This is a genomic window from Stenotrophomonas sp. IS26 (assembly GCF_054188265.1).
Window position 1 is genome coordinate 211,944 of record NZ_JBSZJV010000004.1, and the last position, 24,653, is coordinate 236,596.

Annotated in this window: 23 protein-coding genes; 9 read left to right on the forward strand and 14 right to left on the reverse strand. The window is 66.0% G+C overall.

Annotated elements, in window-relative coordinates; all coding sequences use genetic code 11:
* Positions 1-70 precede the first annotated feature (70 nt).
* The 3 genes from ACW6W5_RS06230 to ACW6W5_RS06240 all read left to right on the forward strand — a co-directional run bounded on the left by ACW6W5_RS06230 (position 71) and on the right by ACW6W5_RS06240 (position 2,677).
* Positions 71-631 (forward strand): NADPH-dependent FMN reductase, encoded by a 561-nt coding sequence (locus ACW6W5_RS06230; protein WP_152152643.1) that lies wholly within the window; start codon positions 71-73, stop codon positions 629-631.
* A gap of 214 nt (positions 632-845) precedes the next feature.
* On the forward strand, positions 846-2,270 hold the full coding sequence (locus tag ACW6W5_RS06235; RefSeq protein ID WP_121037974.1) for a replicative DNA helicase: 1,425 nt from the start codon (positions 846-848) through the stop codon (positions 2,268-2,270).
* Positions 2,271-2,461: 191 nt separating this feature from the next.
* Entirely contained in the window at positions 2,462-2,677 is a 216-nt protein-coding gene (locus ACW6W5_RS06240; protein WP_152152640.1) for a hypothetical protein, read from the forward strand.
* Between the two features lie 179 nt (positions 2,678-2,856).
* Here ACW6W5_RS06240 and lpdA read toward each other — a convergent pair whose 3' ends face one another.
* The 7 genes from lpdA to ACW6W5_RS06275 form a co-directional block, all read right to left on the reverse strand.
* Positions 2,857-4,293: a dihydrolipoyl dehydrogenase gene (lpdA, locus tag ACW6W5_RS06245; protein ID WP_121037968.1), complete on the reverse strand. Its 1,437-nt coding sequence runs from the start codon at positions 4,291-4,293 to the stop codon at positions 2,857-2,859.
* 61 nt (positions 4,294-4,354) lie between these two features.
* On the reverse strand, positions 4,355-5,557 hold the full coding sequence (gene sucB / locus ACW6W5_RS06250) for a dihydrolipoyllysine-residue succinyltransferase (protein ID WP_121037965.1): 1,203 nt from the start codon (positions 5,555-5,557) through the stop codon (positions 4,355-4,357).
* 43 nt (positions 5,558-5,600) lie between these two features.
* Positions 5,601-8,432 (reverse strand): 2-oxoglutarate dehydrogenase E1 component, encoded by a 2,832-nt coding sequence (locus ACW6W5_RS06255; protein WP_121037962.1) that lies wholly within the window; start codon positions 8,430-8,432, stop codon positions 5,601-5,603.
* 185 nt (positions 8,433-8,617) lie between these two features.
* On the reverse strand, positions 8,618-9,526 hold the full coding sequence (locus ACW6W5_RS06260; protein ID WP_152152638.1) for a GNAT family N-acetyltransferase: 909 nt from the start codon (positions 9,524-9,526) through the stop codon (positions 8,618-8,620).
* A gap of 14 nt (positions 9,527-9,540) precedes the next feature.
* A complete protein-coding gene (locus tag ACW6W5_RS06265; RefSeq protein WP_152152636.1) occupies positions 9,541-10,944 on the reverse strand; it encodes a ribosomal protein uL16 3-hydroxylase in 1,404 nt (467 codons plus the stop codon).
* Between the two features lie 63 nt (positions 10,945-11,007).
* Positions 11,008-12,375: an adenylosuccinate lyase gene (gene purB / locus ACW6W5_RS06270; RefSeq protein WP_123730904.1), complete on the reverse strand. Its 1,368-nt coding sequence runs from the start codon at positions 12,373-12,375 to the stop codon at positions 11,008-11,010.
* A 37-nt stretch (positions 12,376-12,412) separates the two neighbouring features.
* A complete protein-coding gene (locus tag ACW6W5_RS06275; RefSeq protein WP_121037953.1) occupies positions 12,413-13,735 on the reverse strand; it encodes a hemolysin family protein in 1,323 nt (440 codons plus the stop codon).
* Positions 13,736-14,029: 294 nt separating this feature from the next.
* Here ACW6W5_RS06275 and ACW6W5_RS06280 point away from each other — a divergent pair, with 294 nt between their 5' ends.
* The gene (locus ACW6W5_RS06280) at positions 14,030-15,442 is read left to right on the forward strand and encodes a class II fumarate hydratase (RefSeq protein WP_152152634.1); all 1,413 of its coding nucleotides are present in this window, start codon (positions 14,030-14,032) and stop codon (positions 15,440-15,442) included.
* A 176-nt stretch (positions 15,443-15,618) separates the two neighbouring features.
* On the opposite strand, the gene ACW6W5_RS06285 is transcribed toward ACW6W5_RS06280, so the two are convergent.
* From ACW6W5_RS06285 to ACW6W5_RS06315, 7 genes are all read right to left on the reverse strand, one after another.
* A complete protein-coding gene (locus ACW6W5_RS06285) occupies positions 15,619-16,044 on the reverse strand; it encodes a hypothetical protein (protein ID WP_121037947.1) in 426 nt (141 codons plus the stop codon).
* 93 nt (positions 16,045-16,137) lie between these two features.
* Positions 16,138-16,746, reverse strand: a complete 609-nt coding sequence (locus ACW6W5_RS06290; protein WP_121037944.1) for a DUF2884 family protein — start codon at positions 16,744-16,746, stop codon at positions 16,138-16,140.
* Between the two features lie 30 nt (positions 16,747-16,776).
* Positions 16,777-17,661 carry a DUF4097 family beta strand repeat-containing protein gene (locus tag ACW6W5_RS06295; protein WP_152152632.1) on the reverse strand — a complete coding sequence of 295 codons (885 nt, stop codon included), beginning with the start codon at positions 17,659-17,661 and terminating at the stop codon, positions 16,777-16,779.
* A 27-nt stretch (positions 17,662-17,688) separates the two neighbouring features.
* Positions 17,689-18,717, reverse strand: coding sequence for a hypothetical protein (locus ACW6W5_RS06300; protein WP_152152630.1), 1,029 nt, complete (start codon positions 18,715-18,717; stop codon positions 17,689-17,691).
* Positions 18,714-19,589 carry an ABC transporter ATP-binding protein gene (locus ACW6W5_RS06305; protein WP_121037935.1) on the reverse strand — a complete coding sequence of 292 codons (876 nt, stop codon included), beginning with the start codon at positions 19,587-19,589 and terminating at the stop codon, positions 18,714-18,716. Before ACW6W5_RS06305 ends, ACW6W5_RS06300 begins: the two co-directional genes overlap by 4 nt.
* Positions 19,586-19,948 (reverse strand): GntR family transcriptional regulator, encoded by a 363-nt coding sequence (locus ACW6W5_RS06310; protein ID WP_019185943.1) that lies wholly within the window; start codon positions 19,946-19,948, stop codon positions 19,586-19,588. The genes ACW6W5_RS06305 and ACW6W5_RS06310 overlap by 4 nt, the downstream gene beginning before the upstream one ends.
* A 2-nt stretch (positions 19,949-19,950) precedes the next feature.
* Positions 19,951-20,205: a hypothetical protein gene (locus tag ACW6W5_RS06315; protein ID WP_152152629.1), complete on the reverse strand. Its 255-nt coding sequence runs from the start codon at positions 20,203-20,205 to the stop codon at positions 19,951-19,953.
* A 464-nt stretch (positions 20,206-20,669) separates the two neighbouring features.
* Between ACW6W5_RS06315 and ACW6W5_RS06320 the strand changes: the two genes are divergently transcribed.
* The 5 genes from ACW6W5_RS06320 (at position 20,670) to ACW6W5_RS06340 (ending at position 24,646) form a co-directional block, all read left to right on the forward strand.
* Positions 20,670-21,275, forward strand: coding sequence for a glutathione peroxidase (locus ACW6W5_RS06320; RefSeq protein ID WP_152152627.1), 606 nt, complete (start codon positions 20,670-20,672; stop codon positions 21,273-21,275).
* An 84-nt stretch (positions 21,276-21,359) separates the two neighbouring features.
* Positions 21,360-22,340, forward strand: coding sequence for an FKBP-type peptidyl-prolyl cis-trans isomerase (locus tag ACW6W5_RS06325; protein WP_121037926.1), 981 nt, complete (start codon positions 21,360-21,362; stop codon positions 22,338-22,340).
* A gap of 22 nt (positions 22,341-22,362) precedes the next feature.
* Entirely contained in the window at positions 22,363-23,712 is a 1,350-nt protein-coding gene (locus ACW6W5_RS06330) for a UDP-glucose dehydrogenase family protein (protein WP_152152625.1), read from the forward strand.
* The gene (locus ACW6W5_RS06335) at positions 23,705-23,944 is read left to right on the forward strand and encodes a SlyX family protein (protein WP_019185948.1); all 240 of its coding nucleotides are present in this window, start codon (positions 23,705-23,707) and stop codon (positions 23,942-23,944) included. The genes ACW6W5_RS06330 and ACW6W5_RS06335 overlap by 8 nt, the downstream gene beginning before the upstream one ends.
* Positions 23,945-23,953: 9 nt before the next feature.
* Positions 23,954-24,646: a DUF2058 domain-containing protein gene (locus ACW6W5_RS06340; protein ID WP_121037920.1), complete on the forward strand. Its 693-nt coding sequence runs from the start codon at positions 23,954-23,956 to the stop codon at positions 24,644-24,646.
* The last annotated feature ends 7 nt before the right edge of the window (positions 24,647-24,653 follow it).

Consider the following 24,653-nt stretch of genomic DNA (forward strand, 5'->3'; position numbering starts at 1 on the left):
GACGCCGCCTTCACCGTTGCCGAAGGTGGGCCCGCCTAGGCTGGGCCTTTCCCCCAACGGAGCGAACGTGATGGCCGAATACAAGATTGCCGTACTGGTCGGCAGCCTGCGCAAGGGCTCGCACAACCAGGCGTTGGCTCACGCGCTGGAGAAACTGGCCACCGGCAAGGCGGTGTTCTCCTACGTGGAGATCGGCGACCTGCCGTTGTACAACCAGGATTTCGACAAGGACTATCCCAGCCAGGGCCTTCGCTTGAAGCAGCAGATCCGGGATGCCGATGCGGTGCTGTTCGTCACCCCCGAATACAACCGCTCGGTCCCGGGCGTGCTCAAGAACGCCATCGACCTGGGCTCGCGCCCGTATGGCGACAGTGCCTTCGCCGGCAAGCCGGCGGCGGTGATCGGCGCCTCGATCGGGGTGATCGGCACGGCGTTGGCCCAGCAGCACCTGCGCAACATCCTGGCCTACCTGGACATGCCGGTGCTGGGCCAGCCCGAGGCCTTCCTGCACTTCAAGGAAGGGCTGATCGATGCGCACGGCACGATCAGCAACGAGGGCACCAAGGACTTCCTGCAGGGCTTCGTGGACACATTCATCGCCTGGGTCGGCACCCACGGGGGCACGCACTGATCCACCGCGAGCGGGTCAGGCTTCTGCGATAATGGCGGGGACGGGCGCCGCAAGGGCGTCCGTCGCACGCGATGCGACGGCCCCGGCCGATCGTACCCGCAGGCGCCGGTATCCCCAGCTCATCCACTGTTTATCCACAGGTTTGTGCATGGCTGCGGGGCGCCCCGCGTGCCTACCATGTCCTACGCCTCATACTGCAGGAAGTACGCCCCCCATGTCCGCCCGTTCTGGCTTCCGTTCCGACCGCAAAGACCGCGGTGACCGCTTTGATCGCGATGAAATGCGCATCGACGCCCTGCGCGTGCCGCCGCATTCGATCGAGGCCGAACAGGCGGTGCTGGGCGGGCTGATGCTGGCCCCGGAGAGCTATGACCGGGTCAACGACCAGCTGACCGAAACCGACTTCTACCGCCGCGATCACCAGATGATCTACCGCGCGATCCGCGAGCTGTCCGAACGCGACCGCCCGTTCGATGCGGTGACGCTGGGCGAGTGGTTCGAATCGCAGGGCAAGATGGAGTTGGTCGGCGATGGCGCGTACCTGATCGAGCTGGCGAGCACCACGCCGTCAGCCGCCAACATCAGCGCCTACGCGGAAATCGTGCGTGACAAAGCGGTGCTGCGCCAGCTGATCCAGGTCGGCACCGACATCGTCAACGACGGCTTCCAGCCCGAAGGCCGCGAGAGCAGCGAACTGCTCTCGGCAGCGGAAAAATCCGTGTTCGCGATCGCCGAGCAGGGCGCGCGCGGGCGCACTGATTTCGTGGCGATGCCGGGCGCGCTGAAAGACGCCTTTGAAGAGCTGCGCAACCGCTTCGAGAACGGCGGCAACATCACCGGTCTGCCGACCGGCTATACCGATTTCGATGCGATGACCGCCGGCCTGCAGCCGACCGATCTGATCATCCTGGCCGCGCGACCGGCCATGGGCAAGACCACGCTGGCGCTGAACATCGCCGAGTACGCCGCGATCAAGTCCAAGAAGGGCGTGGCGGTGTTCTCGATGGAAATGTCGGCCTCGCAGCTGGCCATGCGTCTGATTTCCTCCAACGGCCGCATCAACGCCCAGCGCCTGCGTACCGGTCAGCTGGAAGATGAGGATTGGAGCCGGGTCACCGGTGCGATCCGGATGCTGAAGGAAACCAAGATCTTCATCGACGATACGCCGGGCGTGTCGCCGGAGATCCTGCGTTCCAAGTGCCGCCGCCTCAAGCGCGAGCACGACCTGGGCTTGATCGTGATCGACTACCTGCAGCTGATGAGCGTGCCGGGCAACAGCGAAAACCGCGCGACCGAAATCTCGGAGATCTCGCGGTCGTTGAAGGGCCTGGCCAAGGAACTCAACGTGCCGGTCATCGCGCTCTCCCAGCTCAACCGCTCGCTGGAAACGCGTACCGACAAGCGCCCGGTGATGGCCGATCTTCGTGAATCCGGCGCTATCGAGCAGGATGCGGACATGATCGTGTTCATCTACCGCGACGACTACTACAACAAGGAAACCTCGCCGGACAAGGGCCTGGCCGAGATCATCATCGGCAAGCACCGAGGCGGCCCGACCGGCTCGTGCAAGCTCAAGTTCTTCGGCGAATACACCCGGTTCGACAACCTGTCGCACGATTCGGTGGGTTCGTTCGAGTAACGCCGAAGCGTTACGGTAGTGCCGGCCGCTGGCCGGCTCCTATGGAACTGTCATCGTGCAGAGCCGGCCAGTGGCCGGCTCTGCCGTTTCATCGGCGTATCCCGGGCTTCGTCGCAAAGCCGTTGCAGTGCGCCCGGGCAGGGCGCGATGGTGGTCTCCGGGCGGCAGGGTGCCGCCAACGGAGACGTGCGATGAAGACCCTGTTCGCCTTGGGGGTGTGGTGCCTGCTGTTCGTGCTGTGCTGGCCGCTGGCGGTTCTGGCCCTGGTGGCGTGGCCGTTCGTGTGGCTGTTGAGCCTGCCGTTCCGGCTGGTGGGCATCACCTTCTCGGCACTGTTCGCGTTCCTGGGCGCGCTGCTCATGCTGCCGGCGCGGGTCCTGGGTGGCGGGCGCCCGGCGACGGCCTGAACAACACCGCGATCGGGTAGTGCCGGCCGCTGGCCGGCTGCTCTTCTGTCGGGATGGCGTGGAGCCGGCCAGCGGCCGGCACTACCGATGGCGTGGAGCCGGCCAGCGGCCGGCACAGTACCTGTCGCCCACAAAAAACCCCGCCGAGGCGGGGTTTTTTGTTACGCCACCAACACGGCTCAGTTGGCCTTGTGGATCGCGCGCTTGCTCACGGCCATGGCGGCGTCATGCACCACTTCCGACAGCGACGGGTGGGCGTGGCAGATGCGCGCCAGGTCGTCGGCCGAACCGCTGAACTCCATGGTCAGCACGCCTTCGTGCACCAGCTCGGAGACATTCGCGCCAACCAGGTGCATGCCCAGGATGCGATCGGTCTCGGCATGCGCCAGGACCTTCACGAAGCCGGTCGGCTCGATCATCGCCACGGCACGGCCGTTGGCGGCGAACGGGAAGCTGCCCGCCTTGTACGGGATGCCTTCGTCCTTGAGCTGCTGCTCGGTCTTGCCGACCCAGGCCAGCTCCGGCTCGGTGTAGATCACCCACGGGATGGTGTCGAAGTTGACGTGGCCCGGCAGGCCCGCGATCAGCTCGGCCACGGCGATGCCTTCCTCGAAGCCCTTGTGCGCCAGCATCGGGCCGCGCACGCAGTCACCGACCGCCCAGACGCCATTGACGCCGGTGTGGCAGTGCGCGTCCACTTCGATCTGGCCACGCTCGTTGATCTTGACGCCGGTACCTTCGGCCAGCAGGCCCTTGGTGGCGGCGCGACGGCCAACGGCCACCAGCAGCTTGTCCACGATCAGGCTCTTCTCGCCTTCACCATCGGTGTAGGTCAGGGCGACTTCCTTCTTCTTGCCCTTGCCGGTCACCTCGGCCTTGGAGACCTTGGCGCCCAGGCGGATGTCCAGGCCCTGCTTCTTGAATTCCTTCAAGGCGGTCTTGGCCACTTCGGCATCGGCGGCCGCCAGGAAGTCCGGCAGGGCTTCCAGGATGGTCACTTCCGAACCGAGGCGCTTCCAGACGCTGCCCAGTTCCAGGCCGATCACGCCGGCACCGATCACGGCCAGGCGGGCGGGGACTTCGGTGAAGTCCAGGCCGCCGACGTTGTCGACGATGGTCTCGCCGTCGAACTTGGCAAACGGCAGTTCGATCGAATCCGAACCGGCGGCGATGATGACGTTGGTGCCCTTCAGCTCGACTTCCGAGCCGTCGTGCTGCTTCACCTTGACGATGTTGCCCGGCTGCAGCTCACCGAAACCGTAATACGCGGTGACCTTGTTCGCCTTGAACAGCATGGCGATGCCGCCGGTGAACTGCTTGACGATCTTGTCCTTGCGGCCAACCATCGCCTCGACGTCCATCTTGGCGTCCTTGAAGCTGATGCCGTGGTCGCCAAAGATGTGGCCCATGTTCCAGAACTGGCGCGAGGAATCCAGCAGCGCCTTGGACGGGATGCAGCCCACGCGCAAGCAGGTGCCGCCCAGGGCCGGCTTGCCGTCCTTGCCCAGCGCAGCGTCGATGCAGGCGGTCTTCAGACCCAGCTGCGCGGCGCGGATGGCGGCATGGTAGCCGGCCGGGCCGGCACCGATGACGACGACGTCGAATTGTTCAGCCATTGAGATATTCCTTGTTTCTTTACCAGAACCCCTCCGCGCAGGCGCGGAGGGGTGGGAGGTCTTACAGGCCGAACAGCATGCGGCCCGGGTTTTCCAGCTGGTTCTTGATGTCCACCAGGAACTGGACCGAGTCCTTGCCATCGATGATGCGGTGATCGTAGGACAGCGCCAGGTACATCATCGGCGCGATCACGACCTGGCCGTTCTGGGCGATCGGACGCTCCTTGATGGCGTGCATGCCCAGGATGGCGCTCTGCGGCGGGTTGATGATCGGGGTCGACAGCAGCGAGCCGAAGGTGCCGCCGTTGGTCACGGTGAAGGTGCCGCCCTGCAGTTCTTCCAGGCTCAGCTTGCCGTCACGGGCCTTCTTGGCGTAGTCGGCGATGGTCTTTTCGATGTCGGCGAACGACATGCGCTCGACGTTGCGCAGGACCGGGGTCACCAGACCCTTCTCGGTCGACACGGCGATCGAGATGTCCGAGTAGCCGTGATAGATGATGTCGTCACCATCGATCGAGGCATTGACCAGCGGGAAGCGCTGCAGCGCGTTGGCGGCGGCCTTCACGAAGAAGCTCATGAAGCCCAGCTTGATGCCGTGGGCCTTGACGAACTCGTCCTGCAGATCCTTGCGCGCGGCCGAGACCTTGGACAGGTCGACCTCGTTGAAGGTGGTCAGCATCGCGGTGCCGTTCTTGGACTGCATCAGACGCTCGGCGATGCGCTTGCGGATGCGGGTCATCGGAACGCGTTCTTCCGGACGTGCGCCACCGGACTTGCCGGCGCCACCGTTGCGGGCGAAGTTGACGATGTCTTCCTTGGTCACCGCGCCGCGGCGGCCGGTGCCGTCCACGTCGGCCGGGTTCACGCCTTCGGTGATGGCGGTGAAGCGGGCGCCCGGGGGCAGCGAATCGGCAGCGGACTTGGCCGCCGGTGCCGGCGCGGCGGCAGCAGCCGGAGCAGCCGCCTTGGCCGGTGCGGCCTCGGCCTTCTTCTCTTCCGCGGCCGGTGCCGGAGCATCGGCCACGGCGCCTTCTTCGATGATCGCCACAACCTGGCTGGAGGTCACGGTGGCGCCCACCTCGAACTTGATCTCCTTCAGCACGCCGTCGACCGGCGACGGCACTTCCAGGACGACCTTGTCGGTTTCCAGATCAAGCAGGTTTTCATCGCGCTTGACGGCATCGCCGACCTTCTTGTGCCAGGTGGCGATGGTGCCGTCGGCGACGGATTCGGGCAGTACCGGGGCTTTGACTTCGGTGGCCATGCGGGAGCTTCCTGGTTTGTCTTTTCTAGAATGAGGGGGAGAGTTATTCAGCGACCGAGTCGTTGAACGGGTTGACCAGGGCATCGGCGATCAGCTTCTGCTGTTCGATGATGTGGTCAGCCATGTGTCCAGCGGCCGGCGATGCCGAACGGGCGCGGCCCGCGTAATGGATGCTCTGGCCATCGGCCAGGCACGCCTGCAGGTGGTGACGGATCTGGTACCAGGCACCCTGGTTCTGCGGTTCTTCCTGACACCACACCACATCGGCCGCCTTGCCGTACTTCTTCAGTTCTGCTGCCAGTGCCACGCGCGGGAACGGATACAGCTGCTCCACGCGGATGATGGCGACATCGTCCTGGCCACGCTTGGTCTGGTCTTCCAGCAGGTCGTAGTAGACCTTGCCCGAGCACAGCACCACGCGCTTGACCTTCTTGGCGTCTGCGTTGGCATCGCCGATCAGGTGCTGGAACTCGCCGTTGGCCAGTTCCTCCAGGGTCGACACGGCCAGCTTGTGGCGCAGCAGCGACTTGGGCGACATCACGATCAGCGGCTTGCGGGTGGTCATGCGCATCTGGCGACGCAGCATGTGGTACGCCTGCGCCGGGGTCGACGGCACGCACACCAGCATGTTCTCCAGTGCGCACAGCTGCAGGAAGCGCTCCAGGCGCGCGGAGCTGTGCTCCGGGCCCTGGCCTTCGTAACCGTGCGGCAGCAGCAGGGTCAGGCCGGTGATGCGGCCCCACTTGGCTTCGCCGGCGGCGATGAACTGATCGATCACGACCTGGGCGCCGTTGGCGAAATCGCCGAACTGGCCTTCCCAGATGCACAGGGTGTTCGGATCGGTGGTGGAGAAGCCGTACTCATAGGCCATCACCGCTTCTTCGCTGAGCAGCGAATCGATGATGGTGGCCTGTTCCGGCGACTCGACCAGCTGGCGCAGCGGCAGGTAGTAGTTGTCGGTCTTCTGGTCGTGCAGGATCGCGTGGCGGTGCGTGAACGTACCGCGGCCCACGTCCTGGCCGACCAGGCGCAGGTTGTTGCCTTCGTCGAGGATCGTGGCGTAGGCCAGGTTCTCGGCAAAGCCCCAGTCGCCCGGGATCTCGCCGGCGGCCATCTTGCGGCGGTCGTCATAGACCTTGGCCACGCGCGAGTGCAGTTCCACGCCTTCAGGCACGGTGTTGATCATCTGCGCCAGCTGCTTGACCTTCTCCATGCCGACCGCGGTGGAGACCGCGTCGGAGAGCTTGCCGTTGAGCAGCTTGGGCCAATCCACGTACATCTTGCTGGTGGCCGGGGTCTTTTCGACCTGGGCCAGCTCGGTGGTGACTTCGCCGGCATCGAGCTTGTTGCGGTAGGCATCGACCAGCGCCTTGCCGCCACCGGCTTCGATCACGCCGGCAGCTTCCAGCGCCGCGGCGTACAGCTCGCGGGTGGTCTGGTGCTTGCGGATCACCTGGTACATCAGCGGCTGGGTGATCGCCGGTTCGTCGGCCTCGTTATGGCCCCAACGGCGGTAGCACATCAGATCGATGACCACGTCCTTGGCGAACTTCTGGCGGAACTCGAAGGCCAGCTGGGCAGCAAACACCACGGCTTCCGGATCGTCGCCATTCACGTGCAGCACCGGGGCGGCGATCATCTTGGCCACGTCGGTGGCGTAGCGCGTGGAGCGCGTATCCAGCGGGTTGGAGGTGGTGAAACCGACCTGGTTGTTGACCACGATGTGCACCGTGCCACCGACGGCGAAGCCGCGGGCCTGGGACATCTGGAACAGCTCCATCACCACGCCCTGGCCGGAGAAGGCCGCGTCGCCGTGGATCAGGATCGGCATCACCTGCTTGCGGGCGGTATCGCCACGACGTTCCTGGCGCGAGCGCACGCTGCCGGCCACGACGGGATCGGCGATTTCCAGGTGCGACGGGTTGAACGCCAGCGCCAGGTGGACGGCGCCGCCCGGGGTGGAGACGTCGGCGGAGAAGCCCATGTGGTACTTCACGTCGCCGGCGGAGGCGTGGTCATCGTGCTCGAACTTGCCTTCGAACTCGTCGAACAGCTTGCGCGGGCTCTTGCCGAGTGTATTGACCAGCACGTTCAGGCGGCCGCGGTGGGCCATGCCGATCACCACGTCCTTGACGCCATCCTTGCCAGCGTCACGGATGATGGTGTCCATCATCGGGATCAGCGCATCGCCGCCTTCCAGCGAGAAGCGCTTCTGGCCGACGTACTTGGTGTGCAGGTAGCGCTCCAGACCCTCGGCAGCCGTCAGGCGCTCCAGGGTGCGGCGCTGGGTATCGGCATCCAGGTTGTAGTTGCCACCGGCCAGTTCCAGGCGCTGGTACAGCCACTGGCGCTGCTCGACCTCGGAGATGTGCATGAATTCCGCACCGATCGAGCCGGTGTAGGTCTTCTTCAGGCGCTCCAGCAGGTCGCGCAGTTTCATGCGCGGCTGCCCGGCGACACCGCCGGTGCTGAACTCACTGCCCAGGTCGCTTTCCGACAGGCTGTGGAACGGCAGGCCCAGATCCGGCGGATTGGTCGGCGCGGTCAGGCTCAGCGGGTCCAGGCGGGCGGCCATGTGGCCACGCGAACGGTAGGCGGTGATCAGGCGGCCGACATTGCGCTCGCGCTCGTCGCCGGCACCGGCGGCGGTGCCGCTCTTGACGGCATTCTTGGCGGCGTCGGCAATGTGGGCGATGACGGCCGAATGCGGAATATCACCGGCTTCGCGGCCCTGGAAGCCGTCGAAGTAGGTCTTCCATTTGGGATCGACACTGTCCGGAGAAACGAGGTACTGCTCGTACAGATCCTCGATATAGGAGGCGTTGCCGCCGGCGAGCTGCGAAGATTGCGCAAACTGCTTCAGTTGATTGTCCACGATGGAGAGTCGGATTCGCTTGTGGGGTAAGGCTTCGATGATCCGGCAGGGAAAAGTGAATAGCCCTGCGCGGGCGGTATCTAACACCCCAAATTGTACCCCCATCGAGACAGGAAGGGGCACCGTACGGGCCAGTGCGGGGACCGCGGTGTCATTCCCAGACAGGTTCGGGAGCGTGGGGTGAGCTACAGGCCCAGTGCGCGCAGTTCGCTGCAATCACGCGAACGTTCCCATACGCGCTGCAAACCGTCCTGCAACGGTCGTGAACGTGCCGGCTGGGACAAACCCGCCTCACCGTCGAAGCGGTGGCCACTCAGACGAAAGTAGTAGTCGCCGGCGTCATTGAGCAGACAGGCCGATGCCGTGGCGCGGTCGATCGGATCGCTTGCTTCGCGCACCCGGAAGACGCTCGGCAGGCGCTGCAGCAGGGTCAACAGGGGCGAGCCGGCCTGACGGATGGCGGCGCTGTCGTGGACGATCAGCCAGGCCTGTTTGTCGTGGCGGGCGGTGGCGTAGCGGCGCAGCGCCTCCAGCACCGGCGGTGCATCAAGCAGGCCGGGGTCGAGTTGGCGGCTGTGGATCCAGAGCTGGCGGCGGGCGCGGTGGACCAGCGCGGTGGTGATCGCCACGGCGTCCTCGGCCCGGTCGATCGCGACCGCCCCGGACAGGGCCAGGCGCATGTGCTGGTGGGCGATGCCGGCCTCTTCGAACACCTCGCCCTCGGGCAGGAAGCCCTGCCGGGTGTAGAACACGCGGGCCGGCAGCTGCGCATGCAGCCCGACCTCGCGCCAGCCACGGGCCCGGGCCTGCTCGATCAGGGCCTGCAGCAGGGCGTCGCCAACGCCTTTGCCGCGCCATGCCGCAAGCACCGCCATCCGGCCGATCCGGCCATCCGGGGTGAGCCGGCCAGCACCGATCGGCGTGCCGTCGGTGTCCCGGGCCAGCACGTGCACGCTCAGGGGATCGAGCGCGTCGATCTCCAGCTCGGCCGGTACCTGCTGTTCCTCGACGAACACGGTGAACCGCACCCGGTGCAGCGCGGCGTGCTGCGCCGGGTAATCGACCACGTCAACCTGGAAACCGGAGGCGGCCATGGCGGGCGGGCGGATCAGCCGCGCGGGGGCTCGTCCTTGCCGTCGGTCTCGTCGCTGTCGTCGAAATCGACGATCACTTCGATGCCGTCGTCATGAATGGTGACCTCGTGCACATCGGCCTGGATGGCCTCGTCATCGATGACCTCGACCGCGTCGGTGCCGTCGACGATGTCGTACTCGGCGACGTAGTCGTCTTCGTCCTCGAACCCGGCATCGTCCACCAGCTGGTAGAAGCCGCCGGCGACCAGCGCCTGCACGGCATCGCGGCCCTTGGCCGAGAGCTTCTGGTACAGCGCCGCGCCGATCTGTTCGGCGCCGGCCAGCACCTGCGCATCCTTGACCGGCAGGGCGAAGTCCAGGCCGCTGCAGTACAGGCTGGCACCGCGCTTGGCACGACGCCAGGCCAGCCGCGCCCACGGGTGGCGCTGCAGTTCCACGCCTGCGCCCAGTGCGGCTTCGATTTCTTCGCGCGGCAGCGGTTCGCCGTGCGCCATCACTTCCCCGGCGGCGCGGTAGGTGGTGATGAAGCGGCCGAACCAGTCGCCGAGCCTGTCCGGATCGTTCATGCGGATGGCGTTGAGCGCTTCGACCACGCGGTTCATCGAGACCACGTCGATTTCGTTCGGATCTTCAGGCACCTTCAGGTCCGGATCCTGGTAGCGGATGGACTCGTCGGCACCCTCGATCAGGGTATCGAGGTAGTCGCTGATCAGCTCGGCGGAGGCCGGGGCGCGCATGCCGAAAGAGAAGGTCAGGCAGGGGTCTTCGGCGACGCCGTTGTGCGGCACATTCGGCGGCAGGTAGAGCATGTCGCCCGGGGCCAGCACCCAGTCGTGGGTCGGCTTGAAGCGGCGCAGCAGCTTGAGTTCGACGTCGTCGCGGAAGTCCAGCGGCGGGCGCTTGCCCTTGATGGATTCGCTGGCGTCGATCTGCCAGCGGCGATGGCCATGGGCCTGCAGCAGGAAGACATCGTACTGGTCCACATGGGCGCCGACCGAGCCGCCGGTGGCGGCGAAGCTGATCATCACGTCATCCATGCGCCAGCGCGGCAGGAAGTTGAAGTGGCTGATCAGGGCGCGCACGTCGGCGTCCCACTTGTCCACGTCCTGGACCAGCAGGGTCCAGTCGTGGTCGGGCATGCCGGGGAATTCCTCTTCCTGGAACGGGCCGGTGCGCACGCTCCAGCCATCGGTGGCGCGATCGTGCGTGATCAGGCGCGACAGCGCGCCTTCTTCACAGGCCAGACCGGCGAGGTCTTCGGGCTGCACCGGGGTTTCGAAATCCGGGAAGGCGCCACGGATGAGCAGCGGGCGCTTCTGCCAGTAATCGCGCAGGAAGGTGGCGGCGGGCATGCCCAGCGGCAGGCCGGGGCGGGCCTGGATGTCGATGACGGGGGTTTTGGTCTTGCGTGCGGCCATGGGGGAGATCCTTGCAGCGTATAGACGGGTATTGGGGGGCGCGACGGTGCCGCGCCCATGCCTTCAGATCGCCTTGGCCAGGTCCGCCGCCAGGCCGATGTAGCCGCCCGGGGTCAGGGCGCGCAGGCTCTGCTTGGCGTCGGCCGGCAGCTCCAGGGATTCGACGAAGGCCTGCATCGATTCGGTGGTGATGCCCTGGCCACGGGTGAGGGCCTTGAGCTGTTCGTAAGGGTTGGGCAGGCCGTGGCGGCGCATGACGGTCTGCACGGCTTCGGCCAGCACTTCCCACGCGGCGTCCAGGTCGGCGTCCAGGCGTTCCGGGTTCACGGTCAGCTTGCCCAGGCCCTTGGCCAACGAGTCCAGGGCGACCTGGGTGTGGCCGAACGCGGTGCCGACCGCACGCAGCACGGTGGAGTCGGTCAGGTCACGCTGCCAGCGGCTGATCGGCAGCTTGGCGCTGAAATGCTCGAACAGGGCGTTGGCGATGCCGAAGTTGCCTTCGGCGTTTTCGAAATCGATCGGGTTGACCTTGTGCGGCATGGTCGAGGAGCCGACTTCGCCTTCCTTGAGCTTCTGCTTGAAGTAGCCCAGCGAGATATAGCCCCAGACGTCGCGGGCCAGATCGATCAGGATGATGTTGGCGCGGCGCGCGGCATCGCCGATCTCGGCGACGTTGTCGTGCGGCTCGATCTGGGTGGTGTACGGATTGAACACCAGGCCGAGGCTTTCCACGAAGCGCTGGGCGAAGGCCGGCCAGTCAACGTCGGGGTAGGCGATGACGTGCGCGTTGTAGTTGCCCACCGCGCCGTTGATCTTGCCGGTCAGCTCCACTGCGGCGATCTGGCGGCGCTGGCGCTCCAGACGGGCCACGACGTTGGCCACTTCCTTGCCCAGGGTGGTCGGCGAGGCGGTCTGGCCGTGGGTGCGCGACAGCATCGGCTGGGCAGCCTGGGCGTGGGCCAGGGCGCGCAGCACGCCGGCGATGTTGTCCAGCGACGGCAGCAGCACCTCGCGGCGGGCCTGCTCAAGCATCAGGCCGTAGCTGAGGTTGTTGATGTCTTCGCTGGTACAGGCGAAATGCACGAACTCCAGCGCCGGGCCCAGCTCGGCATCGGCGGTGAGCTGCTCCTTGATGAAGTACTCCACGGCCTTGACGTCGTGGTTGGTGGTGCGCTCGATCTCCTTCACCCGCGCGGCGTGGGCCGGGGCGAAGTCATCGGCCAGGGCCCGCAGGCGCGCGGTGGCAGCGGCCGAGAACGGGGCCAGTTCGACGATGCCCGGCTCATTGGCCAGTGCCAGCAGCCATTCCACTTCCACCTTCACGCGGGCCTTGATCAGGCCGTATTCGGAGAAGATCGGGCGCAGGGCGTCGACCTTGCCGGCGTAGCGGCCATCGAGCGGGGACAGGGCGAGCAGGGCGAATTCGGACATGGCAGGGCGCAGATCGGTGGCAGCGGGGGCCGTCATTCTACGCTGCCCCGGCGTCCTCGGCCTGTGCCATGCGCACCGTCACCGCCTGGATACGGTGCCCGGCCATGCGCTTGATCGTGAACAGGTGCCCGTCGATCTCCAGCTGCTCGCCTTCCTCGGGCAGGCGCTGGAGCTGGTGCACGATCAGCCCGCCGACCGAATTGAGGTGGTCCGGCGCGCTCAGGTCATGCCCCAGCAGGCGCTCCAGCCGGAAGATGGAGGTCGAGCCGGCCACCAGCAGGGTGCCGTCCGCGCCGCGGGTCGGGGCGTCCTTGACGACATGCGGGTGCTCGTCCTCGATATCGCCGACCACCACTTCCAGCAGGTCTTCCAGGGTGAAGTAGCCCAGGATGCGGCCGTGTTCTTCCACGCACAGTGCCAGGTGGGTGGTGCCGGTGCGGAAGCGTTCCAGCACCAGCGGCACCGGGGTCTCCAGCGCGATCAGGTTGGCCGGGCGCAGCAGCGGGCGCAGATCGTCGGTTGGGTTGCCGCGGGCGATTTCCACCAGCAGGTCCTTCATGTGCAGGATGCCGAGCACTTCCTCGCCGTCGCGGTCGAACCACGGGTAGCGGCTGTAGCGGCTCTCGGCGAACTCGGCCATCACGTCGGCCAGGCTCATCCCGTCGCGGAACGAACGCATATGGTCGCGTGAGCGCATCAGGTCGCCGGCCACCAGTTCGGGCAGTTCCAGGGCGTGGCTCATCAGGGTGAGGTCCTGGTCCGGCGCGCTGCCGGTGGGCTGCTGGCGGCCCACGATGAGCTTGAGCTCCTCGCGTGAATAACGGTGCGAGGTGTGCTCCACATCCCCCCAGCCGGCCAGGCGCAGCAGCGCGTTGGCGCTGTTGTTGAGCAGCCAGATGGCCGGGTACATCGCCCAGTAGAACAGGTACAACGGTGCGGCCGTCCACAGTGACATCGCTTCCGGGCGGCGGATCGCCATCGACTTCGGCGCCAGTTCGCCCAGCACGATGTGCAGGAACGAGATGATGCTGAAGGCGATGATGAAAGCGGTCAGGCGCGAGGCTTCCGGGGTCAACCCCAGCGTATCGAACAGCGGCTGCAGCAGATGCGCGAACGCCGGTTCACCCACCCAGCCCAGGCCCAGCGAGGACAGCGTGATGCCCAGCTGGCAGGCGGACAGATACGCATCCAGGTGCGCGTGCACGTTGAGCAGCAGGCGCCCACGCCAGCCGTTTTTTTCCGCAAGGCCCACGGCCTGGGTGTGGCGCAGCTTGACCAGCGCGAACTCGGCGGCCACGAAGAAACCGTTGAGCACCACCAGCAGCAGCGCCAGCGCAAGGAGCAGGAGGTTGCCGATCATTCGCGGCCCCGCAGCGGCGCTGCCAGGGGCGAGGGGTACCCGCGGTCGCCGGGGCGGCGAGGGCGGTCATCGGTGCGTGCGCGGCGGCACGCCCGGTACTACTGTCGGGATCGTCACCCATGGGGGCGGCAGGCTGTCTGAATGGAAGCGAATCCCGAGTCTAGCCGATCCATCGCGGCCTTGGGTTTCAACGGCGCTTGGGAGTATCGTGATGCGAGCCGCCAGCCAGGGAATCAGGCCCGTTGCCAGCCGCAGGTTCCCTTTCATCCACGAAAGATGTGCGGAGTTGAAGCAATGAGCAAGGGTTTCAGGATTGAACACGACAGCATGGGCGAGCTGCAGGTGCCCGCCGATGCATTGTGGGGCGCGCAGACCCAGCGCGCCGTCGATAATTTCCCGGTGTCGGGCCAACGTATGCCGCGTGGCTTCATCCGCGCGCTCGGCCTGGTCAAAGGCGCTGCGGCGAACGTCAATGTCGAGCTGGGCCATCTGCCGCGCAACATCGGCAAGGCCATCGAAGCGGCGGCGGCGGACGTTGCCGACGGCCGCCACGACGCGCACTTCCCGATCGATGTGTACCAGACCGGTTCGGGCACCTCCTCGAACATGAATGCCAACGAGGTCATCGCCACGCTCGCCAACCGCGCGGGCAAGGCCGGCAAGACCGCGGTGCATCCCAACGATCACGTCAACCAGGGGCAGAGCTCCAACGATGTGATTCCCACCGCGCTGCGTGTCTCCGCGCTGCTGGGCGTGCATGAGCAGCTGCTGCCTTCGCTGGTGCACCTGCGCAAGACCATCGACAAGCGCGGCCGCGCACTGCGCAAGGTGGTCAAGACCGGCCGCACCCATCTGATGGATGCGATGCCGCTGACCTTCGAACAGGAATTCGGCGCGTGGTCGGCGCAGTTGTTCTCGGCCCAGGATCGGATCGAAGACAGCCTCAAGCGGCTGCGTCGCCTGCCATTGGGTGGCACGGCGATCGGCACCGGCATCAATGCCGACCCGCGCTTCGGCGCGCTGGTGGCCAAGCAGCTCAAGCAGCAGACCGGCATCAAGTTCGACAGCGCGGAAAACAAATTCGAAGGCCTCGCCGCACAGGACGATGCGGTCGAACTGTCCGGCCAGCTCAACGCGTTGGCCGTGGCGCTGATCAAGATCGCCAACGACCTGCGCTGGATGAATGCCGGGCCGCTGGCCGGGCTGGGCGAGATCGAACTGCCGGCGCTGCAGCCGGGCAGCTCGATCATGCCGGGCAAGGTCAATCCGGTGATTCCCGAAGCTACCGTGATGGTGTGCGCCCAGGTGATCGGCCACCACACCGCGATCACCGTGGCCGGCCAGACCGGCAACTTCCAGTTGAACGTGACGCTGCCGCTGATCGCGGCCAACCTGCTTGATGGCATCCATCTGCTGGCCAACATCACCCGTCTGCTCGCCGATACCGCGATCGCCGGGTTGAAGGTGCGCGAGGATCGCGTCCGCGAGGCACTGGATCGCAACCCGATCCTAGTGACCGCCTTGAACCCGATCATCGGCTACGAGAAGGCGGCGGCAATTGCCAAGCGCGCCTACAAGGAACAACGCCCGGTGCTGGACGTGGCCAAGGAAGACAGTGGCCTGTCCGAAGCCGAACTGCGCAGGCTGCTGGATCCGGCGGCACTGACTGCCGGTGGCATCCATGGCGGTGGAGGCGGGGGCGGTTGACCGCTCGCCCTACCTGAAACGAAAAACGGGCCGAGCGGCCCGTTTTTTTGTGCGTGAGCCCCGTAGCGGCCGGCGGGCCCCAGGGCAAAATCAAGGAGGAGGCCGTCGCCGCCAGGCGGCGGACGGGGGACATTTGCCCAGGGGCCTGCCGGTCACTGCGGGGCTCGCGCACACACTCAGTGGCGAGCGGCCTGCAGGTTGCCGAAGGTTTCGGTGTAGTCCTTGAATTCCGGAATCTTCGTGATCAGGTCCGGCGGGATCGGCTGCATGCCCTCGGGGACCTGGATCTTCACCGAGCGTTTGGCCGGGTCCGGCGGGGCGTCGGTCAGGGTGTTCTGGCGCAGCACCTGCAGCTGGCCGAACATGCCCTGCAGCATCGCCTGCTGCTCTTCGTTGAGCGGAATCTCGATCTCATCGATCTTCATGTGCCCGTTGGGCAGGATGATGATGTTCGGCGCAGGCGCGCGGCGCACGGTGACCATGCCGTCGCTGACGGTGATCTTCGGCTTGCTGCGCTCGGCGCGGTGATTGCGGTACTCCTGATCGCAACCGGTGGCGACCAGGCAGAACAGGGCGAACAGCAACAGACTCAGCTTCTTCATGAGCAGGCAACGCATGCGACGGGAAGGGGGATTGTAGTCCTCCGGCGCCGGGAAGGGCCTGCCTGCGACGCATCGTCGCAGGCAGTGCCGGGATTACTTGCCGCAGTCGTCGATGTCGCTCTGGTCCATCGTTGCGTAGGGCTGGAAGGCCGGCAGCGCAGCGGCCAGCGCCTGCTGCTTCACCATCATGCCGGGTAGCAGCCCGCACAGCTTCTTGGCCTGGTCCTCGATTTTCCTGGCCTCGTCGTTCACGCGCGCCTCGATGCCCTGGGTGTCGCCGGAGAACATGCCCTTGATGGCTTCGCCGGCCGCCTTCACGCCGAGATTGGCACCGGCCACGCCGATCTCCATGCCGGCACTGGCCAGCTGCTCGACCTGCTTGCGGTAGTCCAGCAGCAGCGCACGCTGGTGGGCATCCACGGTAACGGCCTTGCCATCAATGAGCAGGTCGCCCTGCGGGCTGATCTCCGCCTTCGGGGTCTTCCCGTTGGCGATGGAAATGTTGCCCTGGCTGATCTCCCGGCGGGCCTTCTCGGTGGCCTCCTGCACGGTCTTGCCGATGCCATCGGTATCCAGCGTGCTGGTCGCCGGGGCGGCGGCGCTCTGGTCGGCGGGCGCCTTGCCCTTGCCACTGTCGGGGGCGGTACAGGCTGCGATCGGCAGGCACAACAGCAGGGCAGGCAGCAGCAGTCGAGTCGTCATGATGCGTATCCGTCAGAGGAGAAGAGAGGCTTACTTGCCGCGCGGCAGTTCCACCCGGCCGCGCACGTTGCTGTGGCGGATGTCGCCGCTGCCGCTGTTGGCCACGCGCAGGTCGCCGCCGACATCGCGCGCGGTGACATCGCCGGAGCCATGGCGGTCCACGGTGACGCTGCCGCCGATATCGCGCAGGTCGGTGTCGCCGGAGCCGACGGTGCCGACGCGCACGTTGCCCTTGGCTTTGCGCACATCGGTATCACCGGAGCCGACCACGCCGATCTCGACGTTGCCACCCACGGTATCCAGCTCGAAGTCGCCCGAGCCGATCGTGCCGACCTTGGCATCGCCGCGGATGTTGCGGGCCTTGAAATCGCCGGAACCGACCGACAGCAGGTTCAGCGCACCGGCACCGTCGAGGATGACATCGCCCGAGCCGACCGCTGCGGTCACCAGGCCTTTGATCTGCTGAACCTTGATGTCACCCGAGCCGACGTCGGCGCTCAGCGAGTGCGCACCGGTGACGCTGGCATCGCCGGAGCCGACCTTGAGCTGGACCAGGATCGAGTCCGGTACGGTGCCGCGCATGTCCAGGTAGGCATAGCTGCTGCCGCTGATGGTGAGCGTGTTGCGGGCGTCGCGCTGCAGGCGGACGACCAGCTTGTCGCCGACCTTCTGCTGGGTCACGGTCAGTTCGCGCAGCCAATCCGCATTGGAGGCGCAGGCGCGCCCCCCGAGCTGGGCCGCACCCGGCCCGGCCTGCAGCACCAGGTCGTGCTGGTTCACTTCGAACACCACCGCCTTGGCGCCGGCCAGGTCGAGCTTCAGGTCACGGGCTTCGTTGAACTTGCACTGCGGCTCATTGGCGAGCGCGGTCAGCGGCAGCAACAACAGGGAAGCAACAGCGAGCGTGCGGATCATGGGTGGCTCCTCAGTGAAGGGCAGGGATCAGATTTCGCCGGCGCGGCGGCGCAGGCGGATGGCCAGGAACAGGAACACCACGCCGACGGCGGCACCGATCCACAGTTCCGGCATGGCGAAGGTAGCCAGCTGGTGGCTCGGGCCCAGTTCGTTGACCAGGTTGTCCATGTTGCCGTTGCCGCTGAACATCGACTCGCCGCGGTAGAACTGGTCGCTGGCCGGGACCGCGCTGAGCAGCAGGCGGCCCACGATGTGCTTCCAGAACCAGCCGCCGGTCAGGTCGAACAGGGTCATCACCTTGGTGGTGCTGACGATGATGCCGGCGAACAGCGGCAGCATCACCGCCCACAGGAACGGCTTGGTTTTGGCCCACGCCGAGCACAGCAGCAGCCAGCCGACGGTCGGCAACGCCCAGAGCAGGTAGACCGGGATCCAGGACAGATGGCCGGCGATGATGGTCAGCGGGCTGGCCGGTCCCCAGATCAACATCATCGGGTCGCCGCCGTGAGCGATCACCACGATCGAGATCATCACCAGGAAGCCGAACATGGTCAGGGCCGAGGCGATCACCGCGATGATCGGGGCGATCAACAACGCGCTCAGCGCCTTGGACAGGACGGTGGACGTATCCGACAGCGGCAGCGACTTCCAGAACAGGATGCTGCGATCGCGACGGTCGTCGTACAGGGCGCCCAGGCAGTAGAAGAACACCACGAAGGCGAGCACGATCAGCGGCCAGCCCGAGCTCAGGATCAGGGTCAGATCCAGGCCGTTGGCCAGGTCATGCAGGTTCTTGGCATCGAGCTTGCTGGTCAGCAGGCTCAGGTCCAGTCCGTTGATGCTGACGTTTTCGTCGTTGAGGTGGAGGCCGCCACTCTTGACCGCACGGTGCATGGCCACCAGGCCGAACACGATGCCGAGCAGGCTCATCACCAGCGAGATGCCACCGGCGATCACCGGCGCATACAGGAACCCGCCACGGTTTTCCCAGTACTCACGCTTGAGCAGCCACTTGAACGAACTGGCCTTGCTGATGGGGTGGTTGACGGTGTTCATGCGTAGGTTCCCTTCATGATGGCCACGAACAGATCCGCCAGCCCCGGGCTGCGGATTTCCCCCAAGGGCGTGAGCTGGGCGCGTGGCACCCCGTCGAACAGCAGCACGGTCTTGCCGAAGGGCAGGGCGCGTTCGTCGATCGGCTTGAGTGCGCGCGCGGCCTCGACGGCATCGGCCGACACCAGCACTTCGGTATAGCGCTCGCCGATGTCTTCCATATCGGTGGTGAGCACGATGCGGCCATCACGGATGAACATCACATCGGTGAGGATGTGCTCGATCTCTTCCACCTGGTGGGTGGTGACGATGATCGTCTTCTGCTCATCGAAGTAGTCCTCCAGCAGACGCTGGTAGAACTCCTTGCGGTACAGGATGTCCAGGCCCAGGGTCGGCTCGTCCAGCACCAGCACCTTGGCATCGATGGCCATCACCAGGGCCAGGTGCAGCTGCACGATCATGCCCTTGGACAGTTCGCGCACGCGCTGCTTGGGATGCAGCTTGGTGGAGGCCAGGAAGCGCTCGCAGCGCGCCCGGTCGAAACGCGGATGGGTGCCGGCGACGAAATCGATCGCCTCGCGCACCTTCATCCAGCGCGGCAGCACCGCCACGTCGGCGATGAAGCACACATCGTTCATCAGGGCATTGCGCTGTTCGGTCGGGTCCAGCCCGAGCACGCGCAGCTCGCCTTCCACCGAGGTCAGGCCGAGCAGCGCCTTGAGCAGGGTGGTCTTGCCGGCGCCGTTGGGGCCGATCAGGCCGGTGATGCGGCCGGGCGCGATCGTGAAGCTGGTGTTGTCCAGCGCCACGGTCTGTTTATAGGCCTTGCGCAGGCCTCGAGCGGAAATGACGACATCACTTGCAACGGCATTCATGAGGATTTCCCCTGGGGCAGCAATTCGTCGAGGTTCAGGCCCAGGCGCTGGATGCGCTCCAGGACCAGCGGCCATTCTTCATTGAGGAACCGGTCGCGCTCGCTGCTGCGCAGCTGCGTGGCCGCTTCCTCGGTCATGAACATGCCCAGGCCGCGGCGCTTTTCGACCAGGCCTTCATCAGCCAGTTCCTGGTAGGCGCGCGATACGGTGATGGGGTTGAGCTGGTACTCGGCGGCAACCTGCCGGACCGAAGGCAGGGCGTCGCCGGGCTTGATGATGCCGTCAAGCATCATGGCGATCACGCGCTCTTTCAGCTGGCGGTAGATCGGAGCACCATCGCTCCATTGAATATCGCTCATGGTCAGCTCCGTGGGTTCAGCGACTGCGCGAATGAGAAGTAAGGCATGGACAGGGAGCTGTGCAGCCGGCGGGGGGGCGTGGGGGCGCCGTTGGCGGTCCCTGCCTCGATGACGCCTGCGTCCTGCGGGCCTTCAAACACATCGGCGCTGGCAGGGCTGCCAGCGTCACCGGAGGGGAGGCCGAACCAGCCGAGCAGGAGCAGCGCCGAGGCGGCGGTGACGGCTTTGGCGGCGTGGCGGTGGCGCATGCGGTTCATGGGCTTCCCCTGTCTAGGTGACTGGTGTTGTATGCAACTATAACACCGGCACGCCGAAGATCAACAGGGCGCGATACCCAACTGATGGCAGGGGCCTGACGGCCCCGTCCGGAATCTCCCAAGTCTTTGAATGGAAAGGATGTTTGTTGGATGCGCGACGTCGACATGCGCCAGCGCACATTCATTGATGTCAATGGTATGGCAAGCCGTAAGCGCATTCAGGCAATGGGATGCGGATGCCCGCTACCGCAACCGACACCGCCAAACGCGGCAAAGCAGCCCCCGAATGCGCTGGGCCCGCGCCCTGCATGGGGCGCTGCGACCGCGTTGCTGGCGTGTGCCTGAAACCGGCGGACCGGCGGCGTCCGGCGGCAAAAACACCGGTGATATAGTGCCCGCCGCAGCCTTGGCAGCCCTTGCCAGGCCCGTTCACCCCCTCGTTGTCCCCACTTTGGAGTGTCGCGATGCACCACGTGTCTCTGTCGTCTGTCCGTCGCGACCGCGCTGCGCGCCGGGCGCCTTGGTCCCTGCTGTTGCTGGCGGCCAGCCTGCTGGTGGGCGCGTCGGCCCAGGCGGCCGATCTGCTGGATGTGAGCTACCGCCCGCTGGCCGGCAAGGGCGAGGTCAATCTGGCCAAGCAGTACGGTGGCAAGGTGCTGTTGGTGGTCAATACGGCCAGCAAGTGCGGTTTCACCCCGCAGTACGAAGGCCTGGAGGCGCTGCAGCGCAAGTACGCCGCGCGTGGTTTCTCGGTGCTGGGCTTCCCCTCCAACGACTTCAAGGGTCAGGAGCCGGGCGATGAGAGCCAGATCCAGGAGTTCTGCACGCTGACCTACGGCGTGAAGTTCCCGATGTTCCAGAAGGTGGTGGTGACCGGGCCGGAAGCGACGCCGCTGTACCGCAGTCTCGCCACCGCCACGGGCGTGTCCCCGGGCTGGAACTTCCACAAGTATCTGATCGGCCGCGATGGCCGGGTGGTAGCGCAGTTCCCGAGCAAGGTCACGCCGGACGATCCGAAGCTGGTGGCGGCGATCGAACGTGAACTCTCTGTCACCACCAACACGCGCTGACGATATCGACATCTCGGACGCGCGTGCGACAATGGTTGCTTTCGCGCCGACGTCGGCGTCCAGTCACTTCCAGGAATGCAGCGAATGAAGATGGGAATGCGCGGCGCCGCGGCGTCGGTTCTGATTCTGGCGATGGGTGCCACCGGTACCGCGATGTCGCAACAACCAGCCGCCCGCGCGGCTGTCAAGGAGACTTCCACTTTGAACACCCAACGGGAAAAGCTCGGCTACGCCATCGGTATCGATGTGGCCAATTCGTTCGGTCCGATCTCCAGCGAGATCGACCTGGCCGCCCTGCGTCGCGGTGTGACCAATGCCTTTGAAGGCAAGCAGCCGCTGATCAGCCAGGAAGAGGCGCAGAAGACCGATGCCGCCCTGCGCCAGGCCGTGATGGCCAAGAGCGGCCAGCCGGTTCCGGGCGTTGCGCCGGGCACCGCGCCGCCGAAGGTGGACCGTGAAAAGGTCGGCCTGATGCTGGGCAGCTTCGCCGTGGGCCCGTCGCTGGCACCGCTGAAGGACGATCTGGACCTGGACGCGCTGTTCGATGCGGTCAGCACCACCTTCAACAACGGCACTCCGAAGATGAGCGCCGAGCAGGCCAAGGCCACGCTGGAAGGCTTCATGAAGGGCAAGCAGGCTGAAATGGACGCCAAGTCCGCCGCCCAGGCCGGTACCAACCGCGTGGATGGCAACAACTTCCTGGCCAAGAACAAGACCGCGCCGGGCGTGGTGACCACCGCCTCGGGCCTGCAGTACCAGGTGCTGCGCCCGGGTTCGGGCGAGCGCCCGATGCCGACCAGCAAGGTGCGCGTGAACTACGAAGGCAAGCTGCTCGACGGCACCGTGTTCGACAGCAGCTACCAGCGTGGCCAGCCGATCGAGTTCGGTCTGGACCAGGTGATCAAGGGGTGGTCCGAAGGCGTTTCGCTGATGCCGACCGGCTCGAAGTACCGCTTCTGGATTCCGGGCGAGCTGGCCTATGGCGAGCAGGGCACCCCGGGTGGCCCGATCGGTCCGAACGCGACGCTGACGTTCGACGTTGAGCTGCTGAACGTTCTGCCGTAACGGATCTGGAGCACCACCGCCCATGCGCGTTGCGATTTTCGGTACCGGCTACGTCGGTCTTGTCACGGGTACCTGCCTGGCCGAGGTTGGCCACCAGGTGATCTGTGTCGATATCGACCAGGCCAAGGTCGACGGCCTCAACAACGGGATCGTTCCGATCTATGAGCCCGGCCTGGAGCCGATGGTCAAGGCCAACCACGATGCGTCGCGGTTGACCTTCACCTCCGACGCCGCCGCCGCGATCGCGCATGGCCAGGTGATCTTCATTGCCGTGGGCACGCCACCGGACGAGGACGGCAGTGCCGACCTGCAGTACGTGCTGGCCGTGGCCCGCACCATCGGCCGGCACATCACCGTGCCGGTGGTGGTGGTGAACAAATCGACCGTGCCGGTAGGCACGGCCGACAAAGTCCGTGAGGCCATCGCGCAGGCGCTGGCCGACCGCGGCGTGGAGATCGCGTTCGACGTGGTCTCCAACCCCGAATTCCTCAAGGAAGGTGACGCGGTCGCCGACTGCATGCGGCCGGACCGCATCGTGGTGGGCGCGTCCAATCCCGAATCGGTCGCGCTGATGCGCCGCCTGTATGCGCCGTTCAACCGCAACCACGACCGCGTGGTGGAGATGGACGTGCGCTCGGCGGAGCTGACCAAGTACGCGGCCAACGCGATGCTGGCGACCAAGATTTCGTTCATGAACGAAATCGCCAACATCGCCGAGAAGGTCGGTGCCGATATCGAGCAGGTCCGCCAGGGCATCGGCTCGGATCCGCGCATCGGCTGGCACTTCATCTACCCCGGCGCCGGGTACGGTGGCTCGTGCTTCCCCAAGGATGTGCAGGCGCTGGCCCGGACCGCCCAGCAGTACGGCCATGAGCCGAAGCTGTTGAACGCGGTCGAAGCCGTCAACCAACACCAGAAGGGCCATCTGTACGCCCTGATCCAGCGCCACTACGACCGTGGCGAGGATGAAGGCGTGCGCGGCAAGACCTTCGCGGTGTGGGGCCTGGCGTTCAAGCCCAACACCGATGACATGCGTGAAGCCTCCAGCCGCCGCCTGCTGGCGCAGCTGTGGGAGGCCGGTGCGCAGGTGCGCGCCTACGATCCTGAAGCGACCGAAGAAGCGCGCCGCATTTTCGGTGAGCGCGATGATCTGGTGTTCTGCGACAACGCTTATGACGCCCTCGAGGGCGCCGATGCGCTGGTCGTGGTGACCGAATGGAAGCAGTTCCGCAGCCCGGATTTCGTCCGCCTGCGTGAAATGCTCAACGATGCGGTCGTGTTCGACGGCCGCAATCTGTACGACCCGCAGGACATCGAAGCCGCGGGCCTGGCTTATTACGGCATTGGCCGGGGACGTTCGTTGAATGCATGAGTCCACACCCTCCGAGCGCGAACAGGCACTGGAAGCACGCCTGATCGAGCTGGAAATGCGCGTCTCCTTCCAGGAGCAGGCGTTGGCCGAACTGAGCGAGGCCCTGGCCGATGCGCGCATGGAAGGCAACCGCAATGCCGACCTGACCCGCATCCTGCTCGAAGACCTCGGCAAGGTCCGCACCGCGTTGTATTCCGATTCGGCCGAAGAGCCGCCGCCGCCGCACTACTGATCTGACGTCATGAGCGATACTCTCCGCGACCAGCTGCTGGGCCTTGGCTTCAAAGCCGCGCCCAAACCCGAACGAACCAACGACCGCAAGCCGGATCGTCGACCCGACGCGCGCCGCGATGGCCGCCCGGCCGGCAAGCCGCAGGGCGCGCGCCCGGCCGGCAAGCCCGGCGAGGGCCAGCGGCCCGCCCGCGACGGCGAGCGCCGCCCGCAGGGCAAGGGCCGCCCCGCTGGTGCCCGCCCGCCGCAGGGCGCACCCGGCAAGCCGCGCTCGCGCGAGGACATCGACCTCGCCAAGGCGTATGCGATCCGTGCGCAGAAGGAAAAAGACGACCGTATCGAGGCCGAGCGCCTGAAGCAGGAAGAAGCCCGTCTGCGTCGCGAAGCCAAGGCCAAGCTGGAGGTCCTGCTGGAAGGCAAGTCCCTCAACGCTGAAGCGGCCGACATCGCGCGCCACTTCCCGTACGGCGGCAAGATCAAGCGTATCTACGTCACCGCCGACCAGCTCAGGGCACTCAATGCCGGCGAGCTCGGCGTGCTGCAGCAGAACGGCCGCTATGTGCTGGTGACTGCCGCGGTGCTGGCCGAAGCCGAAGCGGTGTTCGCACCGTCGGTGGCGCTGAAGGTCGATCCGGATGCGCCGGCCGGTGAAGATCCGTATGCCGATCCGCAGTACCAGGTGCCCGACGACCTGGTCTGGTAAACCAACG

Bases quoted from the DNA above. Each gene is read 5' to 3' on its own strand.
- ACW6W5_RS06260 (WP_152152638.1), bottom strand. From the start codon at position 9,526: ATGGCCGCCTCCGGTTTCCAGGTTGACGTGGTCGATTACCCGGCGCAG.
- ACW6W5_RS06280 (WP_152152634.1), top strand. From the start codon at position 14,030: ATGAGCAAGGGTTTCAGGATTGAACACGACAGCATGGGCGAGCTGCAG.
- ACW6W5_RS06315 (WP_152152629.1), bottom strand. From the start codon at position 20,205: ATGAACCGCATGCGCCACCGCCACGCCGCCAAAGCCGTCACCGCCGCC.
- ACW6W5_RS06320 (WP_152152627.1), top strand. From the start codon at position 20,670: ATGCACCACGTGTCTCTGTCGTCTGTCCGTCGCGACCGCGCTGCGCGC.
- ACW6W5_RS06235 (WP_121037974.1), top strand. From the start codon at position 846: ATGTCCGCCCGTTCTGGCTTCCGTTCCGACCGCAAAGACCGCGGTGAC.
- sucB (WP_121037965.1), bottom strand. From the start codon at position 5,557: ATGGCCACCGAAGTCAAAGCCCCGGTACTGCCCGAATCCGTCGCCGAC.
- ACW6W5_RS06300 (WP_152152630.1), bottom strand. From the start codon at position 18,717: ATGAACACCGTCAACCACCCCATCAGCAAGGCCAGTTCGTTCAAGTGG.
- ACW6W5_RS06230 (WP_152152643.1), top strand. From the start codon at position 71: ATGGCCGAATACAAGATTGCCGTACTGGTCGGCAGCCTGCGCAAGGGC.
- ACW6W5_RS06335 (WP_019185948.1), top strand. From the start codon at position 23,705: ATGCATGAGTCCACACCCTCCGAGCGCGAACAGGCACTGGAAGCACGC.
- ACW6W5_RS06325 (WP_121037926.1), top strand. From the start codon at position 21,360: ATGAAGATGGGAATGCGCGGCGCCGCGGCGTCGGTTCTGATTCTGGCG.
- ACW6W5_RS06240 (WP_152152640.1), top strand. From the start codon at position 2,462: ATGAAGACCCTGTTCGCCTTGGGGGTGTGGTGCCTGCTGTTCGTGCTG.
- ACW6W5_RS06330 (WP_152152625.1), top strand. From the start codon at position 22,363: ATGCGCGTTGCGATTTTCGGTACCGGCTACGTCGGTCTTGTCACGGGT.
- ACW6W5_RS06295 (WP_152152632.1), bottom strand. From the start codon at position 17,661: ATGATCCGCACGCTCGCTGTTGCTTCCCTGTTGTTGCTGCCGCTGACC.
- ACW6W5_RS06275 (WP_121037953.1), bottom strand. From the start codon at position 13,735: ATGATCGGCAACCTCCTGCTCCTTGCGCTGGCGCTGCTGCTGGTGGTG.
- ACW6W5_RS06265 (WP_152152636.1), bottom strand. From the start codon at position 10,944: ATGGCCGCACGCAAGACCAAAACCCCCGTCATCGACATCCAGGCCCGC.
- ACW6W5_RS06285 (WP_121037947.1), bottom strand. From the start codon at position 16,044: ATGAAGAAGCTGAGTCTGTTGCTGTTCGCCCTGTTCTGCCTGGTCGCC.
- ACW6W5_RS06310 (WP_019185943.1), bottom strand. From the start codon at position 19,948: ATGAGCGATATTCAATGGAGCGATGGTGCTCCGATCTACCGCCAGCTG.
- ACW6W5_RS06305 (WP_121037935.1), bottom strand. From the start codon at position 19,589: ATGAATGCCGTTGCAAGTGATGTCGTCATTTCCGCTCGAGGCCTGCGC.
- ACW6W5_RS06290 (WP_121037944.1), bottom strand. From the start codon at position 16,746: ATGACGACTCGACTGCTGCTGCCTGCCCTGCTGTTGTGCCTGCCGATC.
- lpdA (WP_121037968.1), bottom strand. From the start codon at position 4,293: ATGGCTGAACAATTCGACGTCGTCGTCATCGGTGCCGGCCCGGCCGGC.
- ACW6W5_RS06340 (WP_121037920.1), top strand. From the start codon at position 23,954: ATGAGCGATACTCTCCGCGACCAGCTGCTGGGCCTTGGCTTCAAAGCC.
- purB (WP_123730904.1), bottom strand. From the start codon at position 12,375: ATGTCCGAATTCGCCCTGCTCGCCCTGTCCCCGCTCGATGGCCGCTAC.